1 protein-coding gene is annotated in these 376 nt (G+C 75.3%); it reads right to left on the reverse strand.

Features of this window, described 5'->3' with window-relative positions:
* Positions 1-376, reverse strand: a 376-nt coding sequence (locus tag AC1DSF_RS31335; RefSeq protein WP_478184203.1) for a tRNA (adenosine(37)-N6)-dimethylallyltransferase, incomplete at both ends; no start/stop codon positions are given.

Consider the following 376-nt stretch of genomic DNA (forward strand, 5'->3'; position numbering starts at 1 on the left):
GGGCCCGGCAGCGTCGCGGTGAACGGCCGTCCGGTGATCTCGATGACCTCCAGCGCTCGGACGATACGCCGCCCGTTGCTGGGCAGGATCGCCGCGGCGGCGGCCGGGTCGAGGGACGCGAGGCGGGCGTGCAGCGGCCCGGTGCCGTCGGCCTCCAACTCGCGTTCGAGGCGGGCGCGGACGTCCGGGTCGGTGCCCGGGAACTCCAGGTCGTCGACGACCGCCCGCACGTACAGTCCGGAGCCGCCGACCAGGACGGGGGTCCGCCCGGCGGCGAGCAGGTCGTCGACCACCGCGCGGGCGTCGTGCTGGTATTCGGCGACGCTGGCGGTGCGTGTCACGTCCCATACGTCGAGCAGGTGGTGCGGTACGCCGC

The sequence above is a fragment of the Variovorax sp. 01N429 genome, from assembly GCF_056399425.1.